The organism is Rhizobium vallis, assembly GCF_003985155.1.
Taxonomy (GTDB): Bacteria; Pseudomonadota; Alphaproteobacteria; order Rhizobiales; family Rhizobiaceae; genus Rhizobium; species Rhizobium vallis.
In genome coordinates this window covers 109,799-127,474 of record NZ_ML133686.1, presented here as the reverse complement: position 1 = coordinate 127,474, position 17,676 = coordinate 109,799, and the positions used below count along the sequence as shown (strand labels likewise).

General features: G+C 61.3%; 19 protein-coding genes. 7 read left to right on the top strand and 12 right to left on the bottom strand.

The window, feature by feature from the left end:
* Positions 1-3: 3 nt before the first annotated feature.
* Both EFQ99_RS00655 and EFQ99_RS00650 read right to left on the bottom strand, forming a co-directional pair.
* Positions 4-354 carry a MarR family transcriptional regulator gene (locus EFQ99_RS00655; protein WP_126918743.1) on the bottom strand — a complete coding sequence of 117 codons (351 nt, stop codon included), beginning with the start codon at positions 352-354 and terminating at the stop codon, positions 4-6.
* A 146-nt stretch (positions 355-500) separates the two neighbouring features.
* Complete coding sequence (locus EFQ99_RS00650) at positions 501-1,892, bottom strand: leucyl aminopeptidase family protein (RefSeq protein ID WP_126918742.1); 1,392 nt, start codon at positions 1,890-1,892, stop codon at positions 501-503.
* Positions 1,893-2,035: 143 nt separating this feature from the next.
* Here EFQ99_RS00650 and EFQ99_RS00645 point away from each other — a divergent pair, with 143 nt between their 5' ends.
* Positions 2,036-2,872: a tetratricopeptide repeat protein gene (locus EFQ99_RS00645; RefSeq protein ID WP_126918741.1), complete on the top strand. Its 837-nt coding sequence runs from the start codon at positions 2,036-2,038 to the stop codon at positions 2,870-2,872.
* Between the two features lie 45 nt (positions 2,873-2,917).
* Here the strand turns inward: EFQ99_RS00645 and EFQ99_RS00640 are convergent, their stop codons facing one another.
* The 10 genes from EFQ99_RS00640 to EFQ99_RS00595 form a co-directional block, all read right to left on the bottom strand.
* Positions 2,918-3,550 carry a LysE family translocator gene (locus EFQ99_RS00640; protein WP_126918740.1) on the bottom strand — a complete coding sequence of 211 codons (633 nt, stop codon included), beginning with the start codon at positions 3,548-3,550 and terminating at the stop codon, positions 2,918-2,920.
* Between the two features lie 61 nt (positions 3,551-3,611).
* Entirely contained in the window at positions 3,612-4,592 is a 981-nt protein-coding gene (locus tag EFQ99_RS00635) for a type II secretion system F family protein (RefSeq protein ID WP_126918739.1), read from the bottom strand.
* Between the two features lie 15 nt (positions 4,593-4,607).
* Positions 4,608-5,615 (bottom strand): type II secretion system F family protein, encoded by a 1,008-nt coding sequence (locus EFQ99_RS00630; protein WP_126918738.1) that lies wholly within the window; start codon positions 5,613-5,615, stop codon positions 4,608-4,610.
* Positions 5,616-5,620: 5 nt separating this feature from the next.
* Positions 5,621-7,096, bottom strand: a complete 1,476-nt coding sequence (locus tag EFQ99_RS00625) for a TadA family conjugal transfer-associated ATPase (protein WP_126918737.1) — start codon at positions 7,094-7,096, stop codon at positions 5,621-5,623.
* Between the two features lie 32 nt (positions 7,097-7,128).
* The gene (locus EFQ99_RS00620) at positions 7,129-8,406 is read right to left on the bottom strand and encodes a CpaE/TadZ family protein (RefSeq protein ID WP_126918736.1); all 1,278 of its coding nucleotides are present in this window, start codon (positions 8,404-8,406) and stop codon (positions 7,129-7,131) included.
* 14 nt (positions 8,407-8,420) lie between these two features.
* A complete protein-coding gene (locus EFQ99_RS00615; protein WP_126918735.1) occupies positions 8,421-9,179 on the bottom strand; it encodes a CpaD family pilus assembly protein in 759 nt (252 codons plus the stop codon).
* The gene (locus EFQ99_RS00610; protein ID WP_126918734.1) at positions 9,176-10,675 is read right to left on the bottom strand and encodes a type II and III secretion system protein family protein; all 1,500 of its coding nucleotides are present in this window, start codon (positions 10,673-10,675) and stop codon (positions 9,176-9,178) included. Before EFQ99_RS00610 ends, EFQ99_RS00615 begins: the two co-directional genes overlap by 4 nt.
* Before the next feature lie 12 nt (positions 10,676-10,687).
* A complete protein-coding gene (cpaB, locus tag EFQ99_RS00605) occupies positions 10,688-11,503 on the bottom strand; it encodes a Flp pilus assembly protein CpaB (RefSeq protein WP_126918733.1) in 816 nt (271 codons plus the stop codon).
* A 110-nt stretch (positions 11,504-11,613) separates the two neighbouring features.
* A complete protein-coding gene (locus EFQ99_RS00600) occupies positions 11,614-12,126 on the bottom strand; it encodes an A24 family peptidase (protein ID WP_126918732.1) in 513 nt (170 codons plus the stop codon).
* A 123-nt stretch (positions 12,127-12,249) separates the two neighbouring features.
* Positions 12,250-12,438 (bottom strand): Flp family type IVb pilin, encoded by a 189-nt coding sequence (locus EFQ99_RS00595; RefSeq protein WP_126918731.1) that lies wholly within the window; start codon positions 12,436-12,438, stop codon positions 12,250-12,252.
* A gap of 391 nt (positions 12,439-12,829) precedes the next feature.
* Here EFQ99_RS00595 and EFQ99_RS00590 point away from each other — a divergent pair, with 391 nt between their 5' ends.
* From EFQ99_RS00590 to upp, 6 genes are all read left to right on the top strand, one after another.
* Positions 12,830-13,237, top strand: a complete 408-nt coding sequence (locus EFQ99_RS00590; RefSeq protein WP_125846636.1) for a pilus assembly protein N-terminal domain-containing protein — start codon at positions 12,830-12,832, stop codon at positions 13,235-13,237.
* Positions 13,238-13,352: 115 nt separating this feature from the next.
* Entirely contained in the window at positions 13,353-13,988 is a 636-nt protein-coding gene (locus tag EFQ99_RS00585; protein ID WP_126918730.1) for a TadE/TadG family type IV pilus assembly protein, read from the top strand.
* A complete protein-coding gene (locus EFQ99_RS00580; protein ID WP_126918729.1) occupies positions 13,988-14,569 on the top strand; it encodes a TadE/TadG family type IV pilus assembly protein in 582 nt (193 codons plus the stop codon). Before EFQ99_RS00585 ends, EFQ99_RS00580 begins: the two co-directional genes overlap by 1 nt.
* Positions 14,570-14,734: 165 nt before the next feature.
* A complete protein-coding gene (locus tag EFQ99_RS00575; RefSeq protein ID WP_126918728.1) occupies positions 14,735-15,955 on the top strand; it encodes a phosphopentomutase in 1,221 nt (406 codons plus the stop codon).
* Entirely contained in the window at positions 15,952-16,920 is a 969-nt protein-coding gene (locus tag EFQ99_RS00570) for an adenosine deaminase (RefSeq protein ID WP_126918727.1), read from the top strand. Before EFQ99_RS00575 ends, EFQ99_RS00570 begins: the two co-directional genes overlap by 4 nt.
* Positions 16,921-17,022: 102 nt before the next feature.
* A complete protein-coding gene (gene upp, locus EFQ99_RS00565; protein WP_126919559.1) occupies positions 17,023-17,652 on the top strand; it encodes a uracil phosphoribosyltransferase in 630 nt (209 codons plus the stop codon).
* Positions 17,653-17,676 lie beyond the last annotated feature (24 nt).

Below are 17,676 nucleotides of genomic sequence, written 5' to 3'. Positions count from 1 at the left end.
CCTTCAGATCGGCAACCGGCGGCCTTGATCGCGGACGAGATCGCCGAGCTTTTCCAGATAGAGCGCACCGTCGACGGTGCGCTTGACAAGCACGTTACGCCGGTCGGCATCGTCGCGCACGCGGTCGACCAGACCCATCTCGCCCATCGTGTCCAAGGCGCGGGTGATGACCGGCTTGGTGACACCAAGCGTGGCGGCGAGCCCCCGCACCGTGTGCGGCGGCGGCACCAGATAGATATGCAGCAGGATCGCCATCTGGCGCAACGTCAAATCGCGGTTATCGTGGCGGACCTGATCGAGCGCCACGCCATGCCAGAGCCCCAGCGCCTGCGAGGCGGTCAGTTCGATCGGCACGGCCCCTCCGGAGATCGTTACGCTAACGTTCCATTTTCCGGTAGTTGCAATACACATGCAAGAGGCGGCAGGAACTGCCGCCCGGCAGGGTGAATAAAATTTTAACGATCGCCCGAGACCACCCCATGGTTTTCGGGTGGCATGCCTCAGCGCACACTCTCACGGATATGGTGGAAGAGAGCGCGGATCGCCTGCGCCTCGCCGCCGCCCGGCGAATGCGGGCGTTCGGACTGGGCCCAGCCGTAAATATCGAAATGCGCCCAGCTCTTCGCCTTGCTGACGAAACGTTTGAGGAAGAGAGCTGCGGTGATCGCTCCCGCCATGCCGCCGGCTGGCGCATTGGTGATGTCTGCTAATTTGGTGCGAATGTCCTTTTCGTAGCCGGCATAGAGCGGCAGGCGCCAGAGCGGATCGTCCGTTTCCAGGCTCGCTTCGGTCAGGTCATGCGCCAGATTGGCGTCGTCGGTGAAGAAGGGCGGAAGGTCAGGACCAAGCGCAACGCGGGCAGCCCCCGTCAGCGTCGCCATGTCGATCAGCAGCTCCGGCTCTTCCTCGTCGGCATAGGCAAGCGCATCGGCAAGAATCAGACGGCCTTCGGCGTCGGTATTGTCGATCTGGACGGTCAGGCCCTTGCGGCTTCGGTAGATATCGCCGGGACGGAACGCATTGGACGAGATCGCATTTTCGACGACGGGCAAGATAACGCGCAGATCGACCTTCAGCTTAGCGTCCATGATCATCAGGGCAAGGCCCATCACATTTGCCGCGCCGCCCATGTCCTTCTTCATCAGCAGCATGGAGGCGGCCGGCTTGATGTCGAGACCACCGGTATCAAAGCAGACGCCCTTGCCGACGAGCGTCACCTTGCGATGGCCCTTTTTGCCCCAGCGCAATTCGAGAAGGCGCGGCGCATCGGCGCTGGCACGGCCGACCGTATGGACCAGCGGGAAGTTTTGCTTCAGCAGCTCGTCGCCTTTGATGACCGACACTTCCGCCTTGTAATGCTGGGCCAAGCCCCGGAAAGCGGCCTCGAGCTGTTCCGGCCCCATGTCGTTCGTCGGCGTGTTGATGAGGTCTCGGGCAAGAAAGACGCCGGCGAGCTGACGCTTGATATCGGCGCCGTCGGCATCGCGGGGGATCATCAGCGTCGCCACAGGCGATTTTTCCGATTTGTAGCGGTCGAAACGATAGCTGCCGAGCCCGAAGCCGAGAGCCAGGCGATTTGCCGTCAGCGGCGCGGTCTCGATATGCCAGTCGCCGGCCGGCAGCGCGCGAGCGAGCCTGCCGGTGATGAAAGGCTGCTCGGACGGATTGCTGCCGAGGCCGTAAAGCGCACCGCCGAGATGACCGTCGGCCGTCGGAATCAGCAGCAACGACCCGCTTTCAGCCTTGTACCCAGCCTTCTGCGCCCAATCGAGAGCGATCGGATCGATCGTGCCGGTCTCGATGTGGGCGGGGGTGACGGCAAAGATCGGCAGCGTCGAGCCGCCCTTTGTGTTGAAAGGGGTCGGTCTTTCGATGAACTGATAGGGGGCCATGATTGTCCTTTGGCGGTCGCAAGGAATCAGTCCTTAACGGTCTGTTAGGGTTAACAGACTATTGCTGGAGCGAAGATTGCGTCAAACCTTTCCCTGTTCCGCGTTCGAGGTCAGGCGCCGATTTCGGAATTCAGGAACGCGTCATGCCTGCCTTGCTCACCACCACATTCACGAATCGTATCCTGCAGGGTGCCGCGGCATCGCTCATCGTGCTTGCGCTTGCCAGTTGCTCGACCACCAAGGACCGGATGACGACGGGCTCGGTGCCGAAGATCACCAAGCCAGTCGAAGAGATGGATGCGACCGAGCTGCGCACGGCAACGGACCGACTAGGCCAAGCCTATGAAAAGAACCCGCGCGATCCCGTCAACGGCGTCAACTATGCCAATCTGCTGCGCATGAACGGGCGCGACGCGCAGGCGCTCGCCGTCATGCAGCAGGTGGCGATCTCCAACCCCAGCGACCGCAACGTGCTGGCGGCCTACGGCAAGGCGCAGGCGGCTGCCGGCCAGTTCCAGCAGGCGCTCGACACGATCGGCCGCGCCCAGACGCCGGACCGTCCGGACTGGAAACTGATCTCGGCCGAAGGTGCGATCCTCGACCAGATGGGCAAGGCAAGCGACGCCAGGCAGCGCTATCGCGATGCACTCGACATCCAGCCGAACGAACCGTCCATCCTTTCCAACCTCGGCATGTCCTACGTGCTGACCGGCGACCTGCGCACAGCCGAAACCTATCTACGCTCTGCCGCCAGCCAGCCGACCGCCGACAGCCGCGTCAGGCAGAACCTTGCCCTCGTCGTCGGCCTGCAGGGACGTTTTCCGGAAGCCGAGCAGATCGCGCGGCGTGAGCTTTCGCCACAGCAGGCTGATGCCAATGTCGCCTATCTCAGAAGCATGCTCTCGCAGCAGAATTCCTGGCAGAAACTCGCCGCCAAGGACAAGACGCCGGGAACGGCGGATGGCGGCAATACCAACTGACAAGATCATGATGCCGAAGAGCTTACGCCGTCGGTCAAAATGCCCTTAGCGAACGCTCAGGCCTGAAAGAATGAGACGGAGACCAAGGCCGCCCATGACGGCTCCCGCGGCCCGGTCGATCCAGCCTTTGGCTGCAAGATAGAGCCGCCGCGGATGGCGCGCCGAAAACGCCAACGCCACGATCGAATACCATCCCGCCTCCACCGCAAAGACGCCGAACGGCAGCGCGACGATGAGATCGAGGGGCACGCTCCTCGGCAAAAGCGCGGCAAAGAGGCTGGCATAGACGATGATGGTCTTCGGGTTGCTGAGCTGGGTCAGCAACCCAGTCATGAAGCTGCGCACAGGCGCGCGATGGCCATTGACGGCGTCGGAAACTTCCAGCGGCTGTGCCGCGCCCTTCCAGATATTGACGGCGATATAGACGAGATAGGCGCCGCCTGCGATTTTGAGCAGGACATAAAGCCATTCGAACTCAGACAGCAGCGCCGTCAGCCCCGCGAGCGCTAGCCCGGCAAAGACAACGCCGCCGACGCCCATGCCGACTGCGGCGGCAAGACCATCCAGCCTCGAACGCGAGATGGCGATCCTGGAGACGACCACGAAGCTCGGACCGGGGCTCATTGCGCCGACGATCAGAGCTGCCATGATGCTGATGAAAATGCCCGCGGAAGACATTCGGAAACCCTCGTTTGAGATCGAAGGCTAGCCGTTTTCCAAAACGGCGGCAACCGCTGGACTAGAACCTGTCGGCCACCTGGATGCCGGCGGGTCCGAGAATGACGGCGATCAACACCGGCAGGAAGAACAGGATCATCGGCACCGTCAGTTTCGGCGGCAGGGCGGCCGCCTTCTTCTCCGCTTCATTCATGCGCTCGTCGCGCCCTTCCTGGGCGAGAACGCGCAGCGCCTGCGCGACGGGCGTACCGTAACGATCGGCCTGAATTAGCGCCTGGGTCACCGAGCGCACCAGCTCGAGCTGCGTGCGCGTGGCAAGATTTTCGAGCGCCGCGCGCCGATCCGGCAGGAAAGAGAGTTCGGCCGTGGTCAGCACCATCTCCTCGGCAAGTGCCGGCGACTGCTCGCCGAGTTCTTCCGACACACGACGCATCGCGGCCTCGATCGAAATGCCGGACTCGACGCAGATCAGCATCAGGTCCAGCGCATCGGGCCAGGCGCGCTTGATTGAATGCTGACGCTTGCCGATGCGGTTCGAGATATAGATGTTCGGCGCGTAAAATCCGATATAGGCGATGCCGATGACCGCTAGGACGCGCATTGGCATGCCCCGCTCGGCAAGACCGTCGAGGCCGAAGACCCAGAAGGCGGCAAGCGCGAAGAAAAGAAATGGCAGCAGGAAGCGCGCCGCGAGGAAGGTATTCAGCGCATTTTCCGAGCGGAAACCCGCGGCTCTGAGCTTGTTGACCGTATTGTCGTCGACGAGAGCCTTGCGCAGGTTGAAGCGCTCGACGATCTGGCGGACCGGGCGATTGTTCTGGGCCCTCAACGAGGCCTTGCCGGGTTCGGCATTCATGCGGGCGCGTTCGCGGGCGCGGATCTGCTCGCGCTCGGTCGAGACGGCCTTCATGCGCTTGTTGAGATCGCCGCGCTCGAAAAAGGGGATGGCGATCGTATATAAAGTGGCGAAGACGGCGATCGCGACGAAGAGGGCGATCAGCATGCTCGGATTGGTGAGGGTTGCGGCAAGATCCTGCGACATGGTGCTTCCTTCCCGCTAGATGTCAAAATTGACCATGTTGCGCATGACGAAGATGCCGATCGACATCCAGATCGCCGAGGCACCCATGATGAAATGGCCGCGCGGATCGGTGAAAAGGACCATCATGTAATTCGGCGAAGTGAGGTAGACGAGGGTCGCGACGATGAAGGGCAGAGCGCCGATGATGACGGCCGACGCCTTGGCTTCCATCGAGAGCGCCGAAACCTTGGCTTTCATCTTCCTACGGTCGCGCAGGACCTTGGAGAGGTTGCCGATCGCTTCCGAAAGATTGCCGCCGGCCTGCGACTGGATGGCGATGACGATGGCGAAAAAATTGACTTCCTGCAGCGGCATATTCAGCGTCATGCGGGCGCAGGCGTCGGGAATGCTGAGCCCCACCTGCTGCGCCTCGATCACGCGGCGAAACTCACCCTTGACGGGCTCCGTGCCCTCAGTCGCGATAAGGCGGATCGCATCGTTGAGCGGCAGGCCCGATTTGATCGAGCGCGTGATGACATCAAGCGCATTGGGGAGCTCATTGAGGAACTTGTTCTGCCGGCGCTTGACCAGGAAGCCGACAACCCAGCGCGGCAGGCCGAGGCCGGCGACAACGGCGATGCCGATCATGACCATCAGCGATGCCCCGACGATGAAGGCCATGATAAGCAACACGCAGGCCAAGACGGCGCTGACGAGGTAGAATTTCCCCACCGTGATCGACAGGCCGGCCTGCGCCAGCCGGGATTTCATCGATAGGGTCTTCTTGGTCTTTTCGTGCTGGCGCTTTTCCAGATCCTTGAGATTGTCCTGCACCGACTTGCGGCGCTTCGACAATTCCTGCACCCGGTCGCGGGCGGCCTTGACCTTGACGCGGTCGCTTTCAGCCGATTTGACGCGGTTGATGCGGCTTGCCGATTTCTTGTCGGCCTCCATCCGGGAAAACATCAGGGCATAGGCGACCGCCGCCGCGGAGACGGCGGCGAGCACGACGATTGCCAGGACTACCGGATCGAACCCGAACATCACCTCTATTCCTTCGTTTTCGCTTCCATCGCGTCGAGGGCGGCGGCAAGGCGCTTTTCCTCATTGAAGTAACGAGCCCGATCCCAGAAATGCGGCTTGCCGACGCCGGTCGACATGTGCCGGCCGATCAGCCGGCCGCCCGCATCTTCGCCTTCGATCTCGTAGCGCATCAGGTCCTGGGTGATGATGACGTCGCCTTCCATGCCGATTACTTCGGTGATCTGGGTGATGCGGCGCGAACCGTCGCGAAGACGCGCGGCCTGGATGATGACATCGACCGAGGAGGAGATGATCTCGCGCACGGTCTTGGCCGGCAGCGTGAAGCCGCCCATGGCGATCATGGATTCGATACGGCTCAGGCATTCGCGCGGCGTGTTGGCGTGGATCGTACCCATCGAGCCGTCGTGACCGGTGTTCATCGCCTGCAAGAGGTCGAAAACTTCAGGTCCGCGCACTTCGCCGACGATGATGCGCTCTGGGCGCATACGCAGGCAGTTCTTAACGAGATCGCGCATGGTGATCTCGCCCTCGCCTTCGATATTCGGGGGGCGCGTTTCCAAGCGCACGACATGCGGCTGCTGCAGCTGCAGTTCGGCCGTATCCTCGCAGGTGATGACGCGCTCGTCCCGGTCGATATAGTTGGTGAGGCAGTTCAGAAGCGTCGTCTTACCGGAGCCCGTGCCGCCTGAAATGATGACGTTGCAGCGCACGCGTCCGATAATCTGCAGAACTGTCGCGCCCTCAGGTGTGATCGCGCCGAAACGGACGAGCTGATCGAGCGTCAGCTTGTCTTTTTTGAACTTGCGGATGGTGAGCGCCGGCCCGTCGATCGACAGCGGCGGCGCGATGACGTTGACGCGCGAACCGTCCGGCAGGCGGGCGTCGCAGATCGGGCTCGATTCGTCGACGCGACGGCCGACCTGGCTGACGATGCGCTGACAGATCGAGAGAAGCTGCGAATTGTCGCGGAAGCGGATCTCCGACTCGATCGTCTTGCCGCCGACTTCGATGAAGGTCTGGCCGGCGCCGTTGACCATGATATCGGCGATATCGTCACGCGCCAGCAACGGCTCGAGCGGGCCGTAGCCGAGCACGTCGTTGCAGATATCCTCGAGCAGTTCTTCCTGCTCGGAGATCGACATCGCAAAATTCTTGATGGTGATGATGTCGTTGACGATGTCGCGGATTTCCTCGCGCGCACTTTCGCCGTCGAGTTTGGAAAGCTGCGAGAGATCGATCGTGTCGATCAGCGCGGAAAAGACCTGCGCCTTGGTATCGTAATATTCGTCGGTGCGCACCGGGCGCTTGCGCTGCGGTGTGTGCATCGGCGGCGGCGTCACCTGCTGACGCGCAGGCTCGCGCGACGGTTCGACCAGAATAGAAGGGGAAGAGGCCGCAGGGGCGGCGGCCGGTGCCGGCGGCGGAGAAGCGATCGCCTCTCCGGCCTTTCCGAAACCTTCGTTTCCGCGTTTTCCAAACATGCCGCTTAATCCAATCTCTTCGTTCTACTCGTCTACTTACGCTTCAGGAGGCCCAGCAAGCCGCCCTTCTTCGCCTTCTTGAGCGCGACACGGCCGGTGACGATGTGCGATATCTGCGAAAAGGTTTCCGCTGTCGGCGACTTCGGGTCGACTTCGGAGATCATCCGGCCGCTATTGGCGGCATTGCCGAAGAGGTTGATGTCGAAGGGGATGATCGCAATCGGATCAATCTCCAGCGGCTCGCAGAAGTCCGACGGCGAAATCTCCGGGCGCTTCGGCATGCCGACCTGATTGAGGACGAGATGCGGCGGCTTGTCGTTCGGCCGCATCTTGCGCACGGCGTCGAGCATGTTCTTGGCGTTGCGCAGGTTGGCGAGATCGGGAACCGCGCACAGAACCACCTCGTCGACGCTCGACAGAACCGAGCGCGTCCATTCCGACCATGCATGCGGGATATCGAGCACGGTGACGGGCGCGCTGCGCTGCAGGACGTCGAGCACCGGCTGAAAAGCGTGGCCATCGAAATCATAGGCGCGGTCGAGCAGCGAAGGTGCGGCGAGCAGGGAAAGATGCTCGGAGCATTTCGTCAGCAGGCGATCGAGGAAGACCTCGTCGAGACGATCGGGCGCGAAGACCGCCTCGGCGATGCCCTGGGCCGGATCCTGGTCGAAGTCGATGTTCGCCGTGCCATAGGGCAGGTCGAGATCGGCCAGGATCGTCTCGGTGGAGAAGAGATTGGAAATGCCGAAGGCGCAATTATGCGCGATGGTCGAGGCGCCGGTGCCGCCCTTTGAGCCGATGAAGGCGATGCTGCGGCCAAGCGGCTCAGCTTCCGGATCGACGAATATCGAAGCCATTGCCGAAAGGACATCGGGCATGGCCACCGGCTGAACCATATATTCGGAAATGCCGTTGCGGATGAGCTCGCGATAGAGGCCGATATCATTGTAATAACCGACGATGACGACCTTGGTCGTCGGATCGCAGACGGCCGCTAGCGGCGTGAGTTCATTCAGCAGGTTCGCTGCATTCGCCTTGGTCTCGAGGATGATGAGGTTCGGCGTGGGCGCGCCGGCAAACATGTTGGCGGCAGCCGCTATGCCACCGCTGGTGATGCGCATGCTGACCTTTGCCACGCGCCGATCATTGGCGCAGCGTTCCATGACGCGCTGCAGAGACTCGCTCTCGCAGAAGGCATGGACGGAGATGCGCGGCAACGGCCGCATGTTTTCCAGATCCGCCATGCGCACCGCCTCTTCGGCGTGGCGAAGCTCGCTGGGATTGTTGATTTCGTATTCGACCGCGCTCATCGTCCCGTTCCGCCTCAGAAGCCGCTACTGCCGCTGGCGACATCTTCGATCGTCGATGTCGTCGTCCGGTATTCCTGGATCGCATTGTTGCGCCGCTGCGCATCGATCGGCGTCATGCCGCGGGGTGCCACCAGATCCTCCGGATTGGCGATCTGGGCGGCAAGGTTGTTTTGCGAGGCACAGCCGAAATTGTAGTAGTTCTGGTTGGTGAAATCGTTCGAGATATCCTTCGGCCACTGACCGCATTGCGTGGTGATCGCAGTCGTGCCGGTGAAGCTCAGCCGGATCGGCGCCGCATCGCCGGCGCCGGCCGCCGCATAGGAGGTGTTGACGATCTTCGAGCTTGCGATCCCCCTCCCCGCCAGTTCGGCGCGGACCTGATTGCGAAGCTGATAGGCCGCCGCCGAATTGGGCGAGCCTTGCGGCGATAATACGTAGACGGGGCCCGAGGCCCGCGAGATATAGTTTGCGGCAAAGCCGCGGATGAGATCGCGCTGGGCGATGGTCAGGCGACGATCGGTCGAGGCGACGGGTATATCCACCGTCTGCTCCGCCTCGGTCACGATGATCGGATGGCGGGCGCGATAGTCGTCGGGGATGCCGCCCGTCGTCAGCTGGTCGTGCGGGCCGGCGCATCCGGTCAGGACCGCCACCGAAATGATGGCTGTGGCAAATAGCGCCCGGGAGATTCCAAGGCGGGGTGTCGTCGCGTTCATTTGGGCCATCGCCTGATCTCTGTTTTGTGCCATTGCTGCCGATCGCGCCCCGCTCATTTGTAGATGAACCCGATCGAGCCATGGAACTGCGCGTCGGCGACCGGCGCCTCGCGGCGGCCGTAGACCTTGTTGACACGGTTGAGGAAGAAGGTTGCGCCGTCGTTCTCGGGGCTGAAATTATCGTCCGGCCGGTTGAGCTGGTTGCGCGCCACCGGGCGCACCAGATAGGGCGTCGCAATGATGACGAGCTCGGTTTCCTGACGCTCGAAACCCTTCTGGCGGAAGAGCGTGCCGAGCAGCGGGATCTTCGAGACACCGGGGGTTCCGCCCATCGTCTGGGAAACGTTGTCGCGGATCAGGCCGGCCAGTGCGATCGAACCACCCGAGGGCAGCTCCACCGAAGTCTCCGCCGAGCGACGCTGATAGGTGGCGTTGCCGGCGCCGGCCACCGGTTCGGAGACATTGGTCTTGATCTCAAGGCTGATGCGGCCCGATGACAATACGATCGGCTTGAAGGCGAGGTTGATACCGTAGTTGAACGGCACCACGGTGACGTTGCCGTTACTGTCGGTCGTCGAATAGAGCTGCTGACCGCCGGAATTGAAGGTCGCGGCCTGGCCCGAAATCGCCGTCAGTGTCGGCTCGGCGAGCGTCTTGACGACCTTGGCCTGCTCCAGCGCATTGAGGTAGGTCGAAATATCGTATTTGCCGATCGAACTCTTGAAGAGCGCCGCCAGGCCACCTCCGACCGTCGATGTAGCGCTGTCGGCGCTCGGAGTGCCGAGCTGGGCGACCGTCATGCCGGAGGAATTGGAGATGAGATTGTCGAAGCCAAGCTGCTTCAATACCTCACGGCGAACTTCGGCGATCGTCACCTTGAGGGTGACCTGGTCCTCGCCCTGGATCTGCAGGAGGTTGACGACCTGCGAGGTCTGGCGACCTTCTGCAAAGAGCGCCACCGAGCTGTCGCCGCCGCTGCCGGATGCCGTCTCAGTTCTGGTCGTCGCTTCGCCGCCCTTCAGGAAGACCTGCGCCAGATCGGCTGCCTGTGTGGCATCCTGCGGGGTGCGCACGGTACCGGTCAGCACGATATTGTCGGAGACGATTTCGACGTTGATGTTGGAGTCGGGGATGAAGCGGCGGAGATTGACCTCGAGACCGGAGACGTCGCGCTCGATCTCGATGTCGAGGTTGACGATCTCCTGCCCATTACCACCAAAGACGAAGATGTTCGTCTGGCCGACCTTCTTGCCGAAAAGATAGATGCGCCGCGAGGTGCGGGTCACGGCATCGGCCATGGTCGGATCGGATACGAGGATATCATGTGCATCTTCCGGCAGATCGACGACGACGGCCTTGTTGAGCCCGAGCTTCAGCCGACGATGGGCGTTTGGGCCGATCTGCGAGATGCGGATCATGTTTTCGGAATCGGCACGCGCCTCGCCTGCGCCGAGAAGCGGCCCGAAAGAGGCAGGCACTATCCCGGAGACGCCGATTGCCAGCGAGAGGCAGCCTTTCAGGAGAAGCCCGGCGCGCCGCGTTGAATTACTCATTTGCACGTCCTTTTACTCCGCCTTCGGCGTTGCGGTGGCATCCGTGACGATGGCGCCCGACTTGATGACCTGGATGATCGCACTGCCGTTGTCGCCGCTCAGAAGATAGTCCGCAGCACTGGTATCCTGCTCCTGCGCATCCGCGACCGAGCGCAGCGCGAGCGACAGCCGGTCCGCCATCTGCTGAGCGACGGCAAGAACTTTGGTTTGGTCGGGTGTCAGTTCGAGCGTCGCGGTCGTGCCGACCACCGACTTCGAGCCGTCATCCTTTTCCTGAATCTGCTGGTCGATGGCGAGAACGCGGACATTGCTCAGCACCGTTTCGGTGATGAGCTTGTTGGCTTCAGTGCCCTTGCGCACCATGATGACGTCGACGCGGTCGTTCGGCAGGATGAAGCCGCCTGCACCTGTCGCCACCGATATCTCGGTCGCGACGGCGCGTTTGCCGGCCGGCAGCAGCGAGGAGAGAATGCGGCTGTTGGAATCGGCGACCTTCTCCGGCCGGATCGGCTCGCCTTCGAAGATCGGGAGGCGAACGACCGCGCCCTGCAGGTCCTTGATCGCATCCGGCTTGTCGGCTTCGGTGATGAACCCCTGGACGACGCCGCCCTTCGGCCAGGCCATCCATTGCACCGACTTCTCGTCCAGCCGTGCACCGACCGGCAGGTTGGCGCCCGAGACGAGGATATTGACGGTCGGCTCCTTCTCGATGACCGACTGAACCTGGGTGACGACACCGGGATTGCCCGCCATGCGCATCGCCAGGAGACCGGCGAGGCCAGCTGCCACCACGGCGACACCTAGAATTATAACGCGGGCCGGTTTCATCGATCATTCCTCAGGGCACGATATGTTCGCCCTGCAGAATGCTCTGCAATTGGTATAATTATGGTTAATGGAACGCTTACATTTTAAGTTAACGGGCAATTAAAATGCCGTTATTTCAGGCCTTCCAGCGCGGCGAGAAAGAGCGGCGAGGACGGGAAGGCCATGAAGCCGCCGATCGCGATGGCGATGCCATAGGGGATCTTCTTGGCGAAGAGGACCGAGTTCGGCACCGGCAGGCCGATCGCGAGAATGGTGTCCGATTGCGCTCTCACCAACAGGATGAGCAGGGTGACGAGACCGCCGATCAAGGCGACATCCGTCATCAGGAAGAGCAGGGATTCGTTCAGACCGAACCAGAGGGCAGTGGCGCTCAACAGCTTGGCGTCGCCGCCGCCCATCACATTGAAGGCGAAAAGGGTGAAGCAGGCGGTAAAGACGATGGCGCCGGCGGCAAGATGCATGCCGACCATCTGCAGGTCAAAGCCTGAAAGCGGCGCGAGAACGAAGAAGGAGACGATGAGGATAAGGGAAACGCGGTTCGGGATCGTCATGGTGAACAGATCCGAGAACGCCGCCATGGCGAGGCAAAGTGGCAGTATCACGAAGACTGCAGCTGCGATCATGCGTATACCCGATCATAACGTGACGCGAAAAGGCTCACGGCCTTTCAGCCTGTGAGCCCGCTCGATAGTTCGGCCGAAGCAAGTTCGGCCGGCATTAGCCCGACATCGTCTGGCGATAGCAGATCAGCCGCCACTCGCGGTCTCAGCGCCGGCCATCTTGTTGCTCAGGCCATTGAACGTGTTGCCGATCTTGCTGCCGAGGGTCGTGGCGCCGGCAATGAGGGCTACGGAAATGAGGGCTGCGATCAGGCCGTATTCGATTGCGGTCGCGCCGGATTCGTCCTTCAGAAAACGGCTAAAAAGCTTGGTCATGGTTACTCCTAACTCCAGTTGATGTTCAGCACGTCCGCCAACTGTTGCCGTTGATCGGATGAGTGCAACCTAGCGAATGGGCGTTTCCATCGGCTTAAGGAAAAGAGTTAACGAGGTGTGAATGAGACAACAGGCCCTTGTAAGGTAAGTATTTTCTTACTCGATTCCCTCAATGTCGATTGACGCTCCGAAGCGGAAGCCGCCGTGACTGCGACCATCATCCAGAAATGAAACGGATGCTGTTTCCTCTTGCGCCAACTGCCGATTGCGGTCGTCTCAAATCAGGCCACACGCGCCATGGCGGAACATACCGCGGCGACTTTAAGCCTTCGTTCACCAATCTTTTCCATTCTATGGGCATATTGCGCTGTGATCGTGAAAGAGGACCAGAATGTCATCGAGCGGCAAAACCATTTTCTTTGCCGGCATGATCGCCGTTTTCGGTGTTTCGGGAATTTCCGCGGCCGCAGACGATGACATGCTGCGCGTCTACATGGATCACGCGCGCGTACTGAAACTCGACCGCCCCGTCAGCAAGGTGATCGTCGGCAATGCCAAGGTTGCCGATGCGACGGTCGCAGACGCCAAGACCATCGTGCTGACAGGACGCAGCTTCGGCACCACCAATCTGGTCCTTCTCGACGCCGACGGCAATGCAATCCTCGACGAGCGCATCCTGGTATCGATCGATGAGGGCAATACGGTTCGCGTCTACCGGCAGACCGAGCGCTCCGTGCTGTCCTGCACGCCGAACTGCGAGCAACATGCCCAGCAGGCGACGGCAACCACCTCGCCCTGATCGCGCGGTGTCAGCCTCTTTGGCAATTCGTTAAAATCGTCGTATCAGGCTGAAACGGAAAATCAACGATCGGTCCCTAGTGTGACGGCAGGAAAATGTCGTTTGGGTCCAGTCAATGACGGTAATTGATCAGAAGGCGGATGAGGCGCGCGGCTTTGCGTCGTTCCGTTTCTCACGGTTTCGCGCGCTGGCCCGCTCGCGCGACGGTGCAGCAGCGATCGAATTCGCGATGCTCGCCATTCCTTATTTCATGGTGATCTTCGCAATCCTCGAAACCTTCGTCGCCTTTGCCGCCGAGGAACTCGTCTCCAACGCCGTCGATACGATGAGCCGCCGGATGCGGACCGGGCAGATCACCTACAATCTCGGCCGTACGACCGATATGAGCCAGACCCAATTTCGCCAGGCCTTCTGCAACGAGATCTCGATCCTGATCAGCTGCTCGACAAGCGAAGTCGCCACACCGAGCAAGCTCTACCTCGATGTGCAGACGTTCGCCACGTTCGCGGCGATTCCGACGACCATCCCCAAGGTTTCCACCGACCGATATGCTGACCTCAACACGGCGGCCTTCAAATATACGCCGGGCGGCGCCGGCACCATCAACATGCTGCGCGCCTACTACCGCTGGGAAATCATCACCGATCTGATCCGGCCCTACATCACGACGATACGGCCCTCCGGCAGTTCGATGCCGACGCAATACCTGATCGTCGCGACCACTGCCTTCCAGAACGAGCAGTATCCATAATGACGTTGCGCAACCCGTTCACAAGGCTGGTATTGACGGCGCGACGGCTGGCGCGAGAGCGCAAGGGCGCCGGAGCGATCGAATTCGCCATCCTCTTTCCCGTGCTCATCATGCTCTATATCGGCGCTTTCGAGATCACGATCGGCCTCAGCGTCAGCAAGCGCGTGACGCGCGCCGCAGGGGCAATCGCCGATATCGTCACCCAGCAGCAATCCGTCACCAAGTCTGTACTTGCGCAGATGCCCTCGGTCGCAACCTCGATCTTCGTGCCCTACAATTCGACGTCGGTGAAGCTGAAGATCACCGGGATCACCATCGATGCCGGCGCCAATGCGAAAGTGCTTTGGTCCTGGGCGCAGGATGGGACCGCGCCTTATGCCAAGAACACCGCAGTGAACAACGTGCCGGCGGACATGAAAACGGCAAACAGCTTCCTGGTCCGCACCGAACTCAGCATTCCCTACGCGATGTTCATGTTCGCGCCGAACTTCATGCCGGAGGGCATGCGCACCATCACCATCAGCCGCAGTTATTTCTACCGCCAACGGCAAGGTGACTCGATCCCCTGCGGCGACTGCTGAGGCTCTTTTCTTCTCTTCTTCACTGCGGAGTGTACAGCATCCTTTGCGCGTCTGAAAAAGACGCGCGAAGCTGCAATTTGCCAAGCCGGCCGCAGCATTATATGCGTGAGGCTGTGCCGCCTTCGATGATCCCGGGGGCCGGCGTTCCGCTCTTTCGGGTGTAAAATGGCGCGTGCCTTTCTTTTCGTTCTGGATTCCTTCGGCGTCGGCGGTGCGCCGGATGCGGCGGCCTATGGAGACGTGGGCGCCGATACACTCGGCCATATCGCCGAATTCTGCGCAGCCGGAGCCGGAGACCGCGCCGGATTGCGCAGCGGGCCGCTTTCCCTGCCGCATATGTCGGAACTCGGGCTGATGCAAATCGCACGGTCCGCCTCCGGCCAGTTTCCGGCCGGCATGCCCATCCCGGAGAAAGTCTACGGTATTTACGGCGCCGCCACCGAAATCTCCCGCGGCAAGGATACACCGTCGGGCCATTGGGAGATCGCCGGAACACCTGTCAGTTTCGATTGGGGATATTTTCCGACGGAGGGCGATGCCTTTCCGGCGGAGCTTATCGAAGCATTGTGCAGAGAGGCCGGCTTACCCGGCATCCTCGGCAACTGCCATGCCTCGGGAACGGAGATCATCGCCCGGCTCGGCGAAGAACATATCCGCACCGGCAAACCGATCTGCTATACCTCCTCGGATTCGGTCTTCCAGGTCGCCGCGCATGAAGTGCATTTCGGCCTCGATCGCCTGCTCGCATTCTGCCGCACGGCGCGCGCTCTTCTCGATCCCTATAATATCGGCCGCGTCATCGCCCGGCCCTTTATCGGCCAATCGGCTTCGACCTTCCAGCGCACGGGAAACCGGCGCGATTTTTCCGTGCTGCCGCCGGAGCCGACGCTGCTCGACCGGCTCGTCGAACATGGCCGGCATGTGCATGCTGTGGGAAAGATCGGCGATATCTTCGCGCATCAAGGCGTTTCCAGGGTCATCAAGGCGAATGGCAACGAGGCGCTGATGGATGCGACGCTTTCGGCGATCGACGAGGCGGAGGACGGCGATCTCGTCTTCACCAATTTCGTCGATTTCGACATGATTTACGGCCATCGCCGCGACGTGCCGGGTTATGCCGCCGCCCTGGAAGCCTTCGATGCGCGCCTGCCCGAGGTCCACAAGAAGCTGAAGCCCGGCGATCTGGTCGTGCTCACCGCCGACCATGGCTGTGATCCCACTTGGCGCGGCACGGACCACACGCGCGAACGCGTGCCGGTCATTGCCTATGGCCCCGGCATCAGGTCGCGTTCGATCGGCGTGCGCCGCACCTATGCCGATATCGGCGAGAGCATCGCGCGGCATCTCGGCATTCCGGCCGGACCGCACGGAAGGAGTTTTCTGTGACATCGCATTTGAAGAAGGTCGAACTGCACTGCCATCTGGAAGGTGCGGCACCGCCTGCCCTGACCGAGGCGCAGGCGCTGAAATACGGCATCGATATCAGCGCTCAGCTTCGCGACGGCGCCTATGTCTGGCATGATTTCGCAAGTTTTCTCGAATGCTACGACAAGATTTCGGAGGTCTATAAGACCGAGGAGGACTATGCGCTTCTGACCGAAACCTATCTCGACGAACTCGCCGGCATCAATACGATCTACAGCGAGCTCATCGTCTCGCCTGACCACGGCAAGCGCATCGGCCTCGGCGCCGATGCCTATATATCAGGTGTCTGCGAAGGCATCCGGCGCGCCAAGGAAAAAAGCGGTATCGAGGCCCGGCTGATCGTCACCGGCGAACGGCATTTCGGCCCGGAAAGCGTGATCGGCGCGGCCGAATATGCTGTTAAGGCCGGCAACCCTTTGATCACCGGCTTCAACCTTGCCGGCGAGGAGCGCATGGGGCGGGTGGCCGATTATGCCCGCGCCTTCGATATTGCCCGCGATGCCGGGCTCGGCATTACCATCCATGCCGGCGAAGTCTGCGGCGCCTTCAGCGTCACCGACGCGCTCGATGCGGTGCGCCCTTCGCGCATCGGCCATGGCGTGCGGGCCATCGAGGATCTCGATCTGGTAAAGCGGCTTGCCGACCTCGGCACCGTGCTCGAGGTTTGCCCGGGCTCCAATATCGCGCTTGGGGTCTTTCCCGATTTCGCTTCCCATCCGCTGCGCCGGTTGAAAGAGGCCGGCGTGCGGGTGACGATCAGTTCGGACGATCCGCCCTTCTTCCATACCTCGCTCAAGCGGGAATACGAACTTGCCGCCGCGACTTTCGGTTTCAGCGATGCGCAAATCGATACCATGACGCGCACGGCGATCGAGGCCGCCTTCGTTGATGAGGACACGCGAAAGGCTCTACTTGCGCGGCTCTGAGGCCAGAGCCTGGGGATGATCGGCGCAAATTTGCCGCCACTCTTGCAGTCGGGCCGATTTCCGTGAAAGAAACATTCGATAGAAAGAATGAAAGGCTTCCCCATGGACGGCGTCACTGTCATCGATCATCCGCTTGTTCAGCACAAGCTCACCATCATGCGGCGCAAGGAGACATCGACGGGAAGTTTCCGGCGGCTGCTGCGCGAAATCTCGACGCTGCTCTGTTATGAGGTGACCCGCGATCTCGAATTGACGATGTCAACGATCGAGACGCCGCTTCAGACCATGGAGTCGCCGATCCTCGAAGGCAAGAAGCTGGTCTTCGCCTCGATCTTGCGCGCCGGCAACGGGCTGCTCGAAGGCATGCTCGATCTCGTACCGTCCGCCCGCGTCTCGCATATCGGCGTCTACCGTGACCACGAAACACTGCAGCCGGTCGAATATTACTTCAAGGCGCCGGAGGATGTGGCCGAGCGCCTGATCATCGTCGTCGATCCGATGCTTGCAACCGGCAACTCCTCGATCGCGGCGATCGACAAGCTCAAGGAACGCGGCGCCCATAATATCCGCTTCCTCTGCCTGCTTGCCGCCCCCGAAGGCATCCGCAACTTCCGCGCGGCACATCCCGATGTCCCGGTTTTTACCGCGTCGATCGATAGCCATCTCAATGAGAAGGGCTACATCATGCCAGGCCTCGGCGATGCCGGCGACCGCATGTACGGCACCAAATAGTTTCAGCTTTCTTTTACCAAATCG

Coding starts and splice junctions, on each gene's coding strand:
- EFQ99_RS00585 (WP_126918730.1), top strand. CDS start 13,353: ATGACGGTAATTGATCAGAAGGCGGATGAGGCGCGCGGCTTTGCGTCG.
- EFQ99_RS00650 (WP_126918742.1), bottom strand. CDS start 1,892: ATGGCCCCCTATCAGTTCATCGAAAGACCGACCCCTTTCAACACAAAG.
- EFQ99_RS00575 (WP_126918728.1), top strand. CDS start 14,735: ATGGCGCGTGCCTTTCTTTTCGTTCTGGATTCCTTCGGCGTCGGCGGT.
- EFQ99_RS00590 (WP_125846636.1), top strand. CDS start 12,830: ATGTCATCGAGCGGCAAAACCATTTTCTTTGCCGGCATGATCGCCGTT.
- EFQ99_RS00595 (WP_126918731.1), bottom strand. CDS start 12,438: ATGACCAAGCTTTTTAGCCGTTTTCTGAAGGACGAATCCGGCGCGACC.
- EFQ99_RS00645 (WP_126918741.1), top strand. CDS start 2,036: ATGCCTGCCTTGCTCACCACCACATTCACGAATCGTATCCTGCAGGGT.
- EFQ99_RS00580 (WP_126918729.1), top strand. CDS start 13,988: ATGACGTTGCGCAACCCGTTCACAAGGCTGGTATTGACGGCGCGACGG.
- EFQ99_RS00640 (WP_126918740.1), bottom strand. CDS start 3,550: ATGTCTTCCGCGGGCATTTTCATCAGCATCATGGCAGCTCTGATCGTC.
- upp (WP_126919559.1), top strand. CDS start 17,023: ATGGACGGCGTCACTGTCATCGATCATCCGCTTGTTCAGCACAAGCTC.
- EFQ99_RS00625 (WP_126918737.1), bottom strand. CDS start 7,096: ATGTTTGGAAAACGCGGAAACGAAGGTTTCGGAAAGGCCGGAGAGGCG.
- EFQ99_RS00620 (WP_126918736.1), bottom strand. CDS start 8,406: ATGAGCGCGGTCGAATACGAAATCAACAATCCCAGCGAGCTTCGCCAC.
- EFQ99_RS00630 (WP_126918738.1), bottom strand. CDS start 5,615: ATGTTCGGGTTCGATCCGGTAGTCCTGGCAATCGTCGTGCTCGCCGCC.
- cpaB (WP_126918733.1), bottom strand. CDS start 11,503: ATGAAACCGGCCCGCGTTATAATTCTAGGTGTCGCCGTGGTGGCAGCT.
- EFQ99_RS00600 (WP_126918732.1), bottom strand. CDS start 12,126: ATGATCGCAGCTGCAGTCTTCGTGATACTGCCACTTTGCCTCGCCATG.
- EFQ99_RS00635 (WP_126918739.1), bottom strand. CDS start 4,592: ATGTCGCAGGATCTTGCCGCAACCCTCACCAATCCGAGCATGCTGATC.
- EFQ99_RS00615 (WP_126918735.1), bottom strand. CDS start 9,179: ATGAGCGGGGCGCGATCGGCAGCAATGGCACAAAACAGAGATCAGGCG.
- EFQ99_RS00610 (WP_126918734.1), bottom strand. CDS start 10,675: ATGAGTAATTCAACGCGGCGCGCCGGGCTTCTCCTGAAAGGCTGCCTC.